The organism is Methylobacterium sp. WL7 (assembly GCF_008040085.1).
GTDB classification, from domain to species: Bacteria; Pseudomonadota; Alphaproteobacteria; order Rhizobiales; family Beijerinckiaceae; genus Methylobacterium; species Methylobacterium mesophilicum.
The window spans coordinates 55992-62731 of record NZ_VRVG01000018.1 but is presented as its reverse complement, the minus strand read 5'-3'; the positions used below and the strand labels follow the sequence as shown (position 1 = coordinate 62731).

The window sequence follows — 6740 nt, the reverse complement described above, 5'->3', positions numbered from 1 at the left end:
TATGGGTGAACTGGATGGTTGGATTGCCGGCACGTTCCTGATCATCCTGGCCGGGTCGTTATTTGGCCTGCTTGCATTTTCGCATTCCTACGTGATGTTCCTGCCGCTGATAGACTCGCTGAAGTACGACGATGCGGGGAATACGCTGATCGGTATGGCTTTGATCGCGATCAGCCTCGCCTATGCGGCAGCCGTGCTCATTCGAGCCGTTTGGGTGATCCGGATCTGGCTGGTCAGAGGTCAGCGCGACGCCCGCGCGGCGGCCCCGTCGGCGTGAGGCCACGCAATTTGGCGCACACGACGCGCAGTGGCGTGGTGAGCCGCGCTAGGCCAAGAGCGGATTCGGTTGATCCACGACGTGCTGCCGCGTCTCGAACGCTCCAGCTCAACCCCTCCAGGCTGGCGGTATGTCGGCCTTCAGTTCTAAGTTGGCCATAATTCAAAAGCTCATCATTTCGGGATCGACGGAGGTGCGGCCTGTCGAAACATAAAACGGGGCCAGCGCCAATCGTAGGTCGATTACCTCGCAAAATCAGTCAATGGCGCCAAGCAAGTAGGCGGCGAGTGGGCGGATACTTGGCGAGTAATAATAGACTAAGACGCCAAAATCTATTATTTAAGCTTTTGATTGATTCTCTCTCGACTGCAGTAAATTATCTCATGAATGCCGCTTCAGGGCCTGAGATTTTCGACAACAGCGGTCGAATGAGGTTCGTCCGCTTTTTCAGTGGCGCATCTTCGAAGCGGACGAACCGCTTACGGCCAGATCTGGACGTTAGCATCCTCGAGCGCTCGCGTCGCAAGGTTGAGTGAACGGCGACTAGTCCAAAGTGATAAGTGATCTCGCCCGGCGACATTCACCACGCTGGAGGTCCGGACCGATGGTCGTCGTGCCATTGCAAACAAACGTCGTGTTCGCGCGGTTTCCAGTTTCCAGGTGATCTGCTCGAAATCCAGGTATCAGTAAAACCGTTCCGGCTTCTCTTATTTCGTTCAAACGGCCGCTGTGGCGTGCTGAGCGGCTACCGCAGCTTAGAGGATTTTCATGCGCTCCCTGCCTCCTGCCCACGCTGTAGCCATTATCGCCCCTCTGTTTTGCGGATCGGTGCAAGCCGCCGAAACCGCACAACCGGCCGCCTCTACGGTGCCCGTCATGACACCACTCATTGCCGATGCACTGACAACTCCACGCGTCGTTCCCATGTCGGATGGCCTCAATCACCTAGTCTACGAACTACGCCTCTCGAATGTGCTGGATGGGCGGTTCGACCTCAAGCGTCTTGTCGTGATGGACGGTAGCTCAAAACGGCCGCTCCTGGCGCTCGATCGGGAAGCGATCGGTGAGCGATTGTCGCTTGGTGGTCGTCGGGGAAACGCGACGGCGTCGCTGGGAGCTTATCAGTTCGGGATCGTCTTTCTTCATCTCACCCTGCAGGCGGGCGAGCGTATTCCTGAGACGCTCGTTCACGACGTCGAAGGATTCGCCGAGCCTCTGAAGGCCGATCTGTCGATGCAGATCGCGAGAACCCCGGTCATCGATCAAGTTTTGCCTGTCCTCGCGGCGCCGCTGCACGGCAGTGGCTACGTCGTCGGGGATGGCTGCTGCGATTCAGTTCGACATGTCCGAGCCCTCCTGCCACTCAACGGGGCGTTTCGCTTGGCACAGCGTTACGCAATCGACTGGGAAAAGATTGATGACGAGCACCGGATCGTGCGCGGTGATCTGAAGGACGTAAAGAGCTACCGCATCTACGGAGAGCCGGTGCTGGCCGTGGCGGACGGCACGGTGGTTGGTTCGCGCAACGACTTGCCTGATCAAACACCAGGCGCGCTGCCGTCAAATCTGCCGATCGGCGAAGCGGACGGTAACTTCATTATCATGAACATCGCTAGCGGAGCGTTCGTTCTATACGCCCATCTCAAGCCCGGAAGTGTCGGCCCAGCCGTCGGCGATCATGTCAAACGCGGTGACCTCCTTGGCAAGGTTGGCAACAGCGGCAACAGCCAAGCGCCACATCTTCACTTGCACGTTATGGATGGTCCGAACGGACTTCTCGCGGACGGTTTGCCTTACGTGTTCGAGATCCTTACCATTCCAGCTACGGTCGATGGAGGGACTGCTGGCTTTAATGACGCTGAGGCGACTGGCTCACCGCTGCGCCTAGCTATGAAAACGCCACCATCGGCAATGCACAAAGCCCTACCGCTCGACCTCTCAATCGTCGATTGGGGGACGCCGTTGTCGAAGCAAAACAAGCCGTAGCAGTCATGATATTAAGATGCTTACTGTGTCGCTCGTAGCGCAACACGGATGACAGTTTCAGATAACTTGGACAGTGCTCTATACGCCGAAGGGTCACGAGCGGTCGCATAGCTGCGGGATCGTGCCCAATCCGGACACGAAAGCGCAGGTTCCAGTATTCAATAAGCAGACATCGCTGAGAATAATATTAAGTCACTTTGTCGTTGCTCGGAAGCGGTGCAGCCGCATAATTGCGTCTTATCGATATAGGCTCAGTTCCGGCCGAGGATCAGGGATGAACCCATCGCGGTTGGGCATTTTCACCTTTGGCAGGCTGGTCGCGTTCAACGTCTCATCATGCGAGATGATGTGTCCTTCCGATAGGATGTAAGCGACGACTGCGTAGACTTGGTCATCGGTGAGTGAGCCTGGCGCATTGAACGGCATCGCCCGCTTGACGTAGTCGAACAGCGTCGTGGCATATGGCCAGTAACTTTCAGTTGTCTTGATAGGATTGTCTGTCGCAAGACTACCGCGGCCACCGATCAATCGGTCTGCACCGATGCCCGGAGCCATGTTGCCTTGAAGCTTGTCGCCGTGACATGCTGCGCAGTGCTCTTGAAAGACTATAGCGCCTTCCTGGGGGCTACCGTGCCCCAACGGCATTCCCTTCCCGCTCGGTGGGATCGAGAAGTACGATCCGAGTTCGGCTTCGGTGATCGGCTTGCCGACGCCGAGCCGGGTATCAGCCGCTGTCTGGGACGCCGCAGGTGTTGCGAGGAGGGCTAAGACCAATAGGGCTACGGCTTTCGAATCGACGCCATATTCGCGATCACGCATGAACATTGCTTACCTCCCCGGTGCTCGCGATGGACCAACTCTGGATCGCATTCAGGTGGTAAATCGAGGCGGATGGGCCGTGATCGCCGCGGATGGCAAGCAGCTGCTGGCGTGTCGGCTGGACGTAGCCGGTCTCGTCCAAGCACCGGCTCTGTAGCACGGTGGGCGTGCCGTCCCAGGTCCATGGGAAGGTGAAACGCACCGTGCACATCGGCTCCGGCGTGGAGCCGAGGTAAGCTGGATACCAAGTCTTGCCCGCATCGAGAGAGACATCAACCGCCTGTACGCGCCCACGTCCCGACCAGGCAAAGCCCGTGACATTGTAAATGCCAGGACCAGGCAGACGCATTTCGCCGGACGGGAAGGTAATGACCGACTTCGCGTCCATATCGAGCGAGAAAAGACGTGCGCGGCCGTCCCCCATCAAATCCGTGTACTTCGAGGTCTCCTCGCGAGTCATAAAAGGTTTGTCGCTGACCTCCAGTCGGCGCAGCCATTTAATGTGGGTGTTACCCTCGTAGCCGGGCAGTAGCAGGCGCATGGGGTAGCCCTGCTCGGGTCGGATAGCCTCACCGTTCTGGCCATAGGCGATGATCCCGTCCTTGAGTAGTTTCTCCATTGGGATGGAGCGGGTCATCACGGCTGCGTCCGCACCTTCGGCGAGAACCCATACGCCTTCCTCCTGCAGGCCGACCTCGCGGGCCAACGTCGAGAAGAGCACGCCGGTCCACTCCGACGTGCTGAGCAGTCCATGCGTGCCCTGGACGTTCTTGAGCGTCGGCTTCTTCCACTCGGTCAAACCGTTGCCAGAGCACTCGATGAAGTGCTTGCGCGTCACGGACGGCAGCCGCCGAAGGTCGTCCATGCTGAACCGCTTCGGGGTGCCGACCAAGCCGTGGACGACGAGGCTGTGGTGGTCGGGATCGATGGTTGGGATGCCGCCATGGTGCCGCTCGAAGTGCAGCCCAGAGGGCGTGATGTTTCCGACAAGCGCGGCGAGTGGGGTCAAGGACCAGGACGTGTGCTCGTTGGGCGTCGGGTAGCGCACCCGTACGGCCTTCTCGAACTGAGAGCGTGATCCATATCCGCCATCCGCAGCGACGGGGCGGCCCTGCTCTTTGGTCGGGTCATCGGGTACATCGAAATGGCGGGCGCCGGCCGGGACTGCGTCGTCGGCCAGAGTCGGACCCGCCGAGAGGGCTGCGGCGATGCCGGAACCGGCGGCGAAGAGAAAGCGGCGTCGGTCGGCGTCGCGGGTCGCGAACATGCCCTCGCGACAGGGACATGCCTCGTCCTCGGGCAGGGGCGAGGGAGCATGCTGGACCGGCATCGTTTCCTCCGTTTTCGGTTTAGATTGGAATGCGTTTGAGCATGTGATGCTCAAACGCCCAGCGGCAGGCGAGGCATGCTGGTTGTCGAAGTATCGGTGGACACCAGTGTGAGCGTACTGACCATTGCCCGGCTCGCCTTACCGGTCGCGCCAGATGGCAGCATGTCACTGAAGACGATCACGTCCGGCACCTTGTAGCGTTCGAGGTTAGCCGACGCCCAGCGCCAGAGTTCATCCACCGTCAGCGCAAGCCCAGGCTTGAGTACGACGACCGCGTGGATTGCCTCGCCGAGGCGCTCGTTAGGAACGCCAGCGCACAGGGCTGCAGCGACGTCGGGATGCGCGCAGAGGGCGTTCTCGATCTCCAGTGGCGAGATCTTGTTACCGCCGCGCGAGATGATCTCCTTCGAGCGTCCGACGATCTCGACCTGACCGTCCGGGCGCAGGCGTGCGAGATCACCCGTTCTGAAGTGGTCCGCCTCGAATGAGGACTCGGTCAGCTCGGCGTTGTCGAGGTAGCCGTGCATGCCGCACACGGTGCGAATCCGCAGCTCGCCCACTTCGCCCTCAGATGCCGGTGTGCCATCGTCCCGGACGATGCGGAACGACACGCCCTCGGTCGGTGTGCCAATGGAGCCCGCTTCGCTCGCGGCACCCGACCGATGGTGAAAATCGCAGGAGCCGGTCTCAGTCGAGCCGTAGAGGTCGACGAGCTCGACCTCCGGCCAGCTGCCGCAGACCGCCTGAGCAAGAGACGGGCTGAGGGCCTCGCCGCCGGTGAGAACCGCCCGGAGCTGGGGACCCGGCGGAGCGCCATCGGCGAGCAAGGCCCGCAGCATGGTCGGCACCGCGGCGAGCACGGTCGCCCCTGCGGCGAACTGACTCGCGAGCGTCGCGTGCGTGAACTTCTGGACGAGGACGAGGGTCGCCCCTGAGCGGATCGCCAGGAGGCTCGCCCAAATCCCAAAGATGAAGGTCAGCTGGAGCGGAACGACGACCACATCGTCCGGGCGGAAGCCCAGCAGATGATCGAGGACCGCGAGCTTGCGCGCCAGCGCGTCGTGCCCGAGCACCACGCCCTTCGGCGCGCCGGTGCTGCCCGAGGTGAAGACCACGAGCGCGGCCCCGTCGAGAAGTGTTCGCTCCGGCGGGTCCTCATCCGCGATCGTATCCAAGATTAGCCCGTCGATCAGCAATCGGGCGCGCGTCGCCCGTTCGACAGCTGCGCGAGTGAGCGGTGCGGCGTTCCGATGAATGGGCACCGCGACGGCCCCCGCCTGCCAGACGCCGAGCAGCGTCCCAAGATCCAGGGCTCGGTTGCCGATAGCCACATGCACGGGATCATGCGGGCGTACGCCCGCCTCGCGCAGAGATCCTTCCACAAGGTCCGCATGCGCGGCGATCTCCGACCTCGACATCCCAGGACCAGAGTGCTCGTCTATCCGGCAGCCCGGGAGGGCGAGCCCCTCGCGCATAATCTTTGCGAGCGCCCCGGTCATGTCCTGACTCCCGGGAATCGACTGTCGCGCCATGCCAGCGCGGCCTTGAGGCCTTGAGATCGGGCGATGTCCATGAAGGCCCGCTTGTCAGGCGACCCTTCGCCCTCGATCAGCAGGTCGATGTCGAGGGCCGTTTCCAGGGACTCCAGCATACCGCGCGCCTCGATCGACCGGTTGATCGCCCGCTTTGTCTCCTTGACGAGGTTTGGGTCGATCGCTGCGATGTGCCGGGCGAGATGCATCGCGCTGTCGTCGAGATCCGCGGTGGGGACTACCCGATTGACCATGCCGATCTCGTAGGCTCGACGCGCTGGGATCCGGTCTTCACCCGTCAGGATGATCTCTTTGGCCACCTTCGGACCGACGATCCACGGCAGGATCATCACGACGATGCCGGCCCCAAACTTCAGCTCCGGCTCGCCAAAGAAGGCGTCCTCGGCCGCCACGGTCAGGTCGCAGGCCAACGCCAGCTCGCAGGCACCCGCGAGGCACGGGCCGCGCACCGCCGCGATCGTCGGCTTCGGGCAGTGCCAGAAGCGCATCGGCACGTCGAAGTCCTTGCGCAGGATCGGGCGCCATTGGCTCACGCCCTCGGGGCGCAACGCCATCTGGTCCTTGAGATCAAAGCCCGAAGAGAAAGCCGTCCCGGCCCCGCGCACGATCACGACGCGCACCGCAGCGTCGGCCTCTGCCGCGTCCATCGCCAGCGCGAGTTCGTCGAGCATGGTCGCACTGATCGCGTTGGTTCGCTCCGGACGATTCAGCGTGATCCGGGCCACCGGCGCGAGCGTCTCGTAAGTGATTGTCGTGAAGGCCATTGACGGATTCC

Annotated in this window: 6 protein-coding genes; 2 read left to right on the top strand and 4 right to left on the bottom strand. The window is 61.7% G+C overall.

All coding sequences use genetic code 11. The annotated features are described in order from the left end of the window. On the top strand, window positions 1–277 hold a 277-nt coding region (locus tag FV233_RS30205; RefSeq protein ID WP_187278072.1), incomplete at its 5' end, for a hypothetical protein. Between the two features lie 876 nt (window positions 278–1153). Continuing rightward, window positions 1154–2263 (top strand): M23 family metallopeptidase, encoded by a 1110-nt coding sequence (locus tag FV233_RS07665; RefSeq protein ID WP_246689937.1) that lies wholly within the window; start codon window positions 1154–1156, stop codon window positions 2261–2263. A gap of 237 nt (window positions 2264–2500) precedes the next feature. On the opposite strand, the gene FV233_RS07660 is transcribed toward FV233_RS07665, so the two are convergent. The 4 genes from FV233_RS07660 to FV233_RS07645 all read right to left on the bottom strand — a co-directional run bounded on the left by FV233_RS07660 (window position 2501) and on the right by FV233_RS07645 (window position 6729). Then, a complete protein-coding gene (locus FV233_RS07660) occupies window positions 2501–3088 on the bottom strand; it encodes a cytochrome c (protein WP_246689936.1) in 588 nt (195 codons plus the stop codon). After that, complete coding sequence (gene soxC / locus FV233_RS07655; protein WP_147897119.1) at window positions 3075–4349, bottom strand: sulfite dehydrogenase; 1275 nt, start codon at window positions 4347–4349, stop codon at window positions 3075–3077. The genes FV233_RS07660 and soxC overlap by 14 nt, the downstream gene beginning before the upstream one ends. Window positions 4350–4462: 113 nt before the next feature. Further along, a complete protein-coding gene (locus FV233_RS07650) occupies window positions 4463–5911 on the bottom strand; it encodes a fatty acid--CoA ligase family protein (protein WP_147897118.1) in 1449 nt (482 codons plus the stop codon). Beyond that, window positions 5908–6729 carry an enoyl-CoA hydratase-related protein gene (locus FV233_RS07645; RefSeq protein ID WP_147897117.1) on the bottom strand — a complete coding sequence of 274 codons (822 nt, stop codon included), beginning with the start codon at window positions 6727–6729 and terminating at the stop codon, window positions 5908–5910. The genes FV233_RS07650 and FV233_RS07645 overlap by 4 nt, the downstream gene beginning before the upstream one ends. Window positions 6730–6740 lie beyond the last annotated feature (11 nt).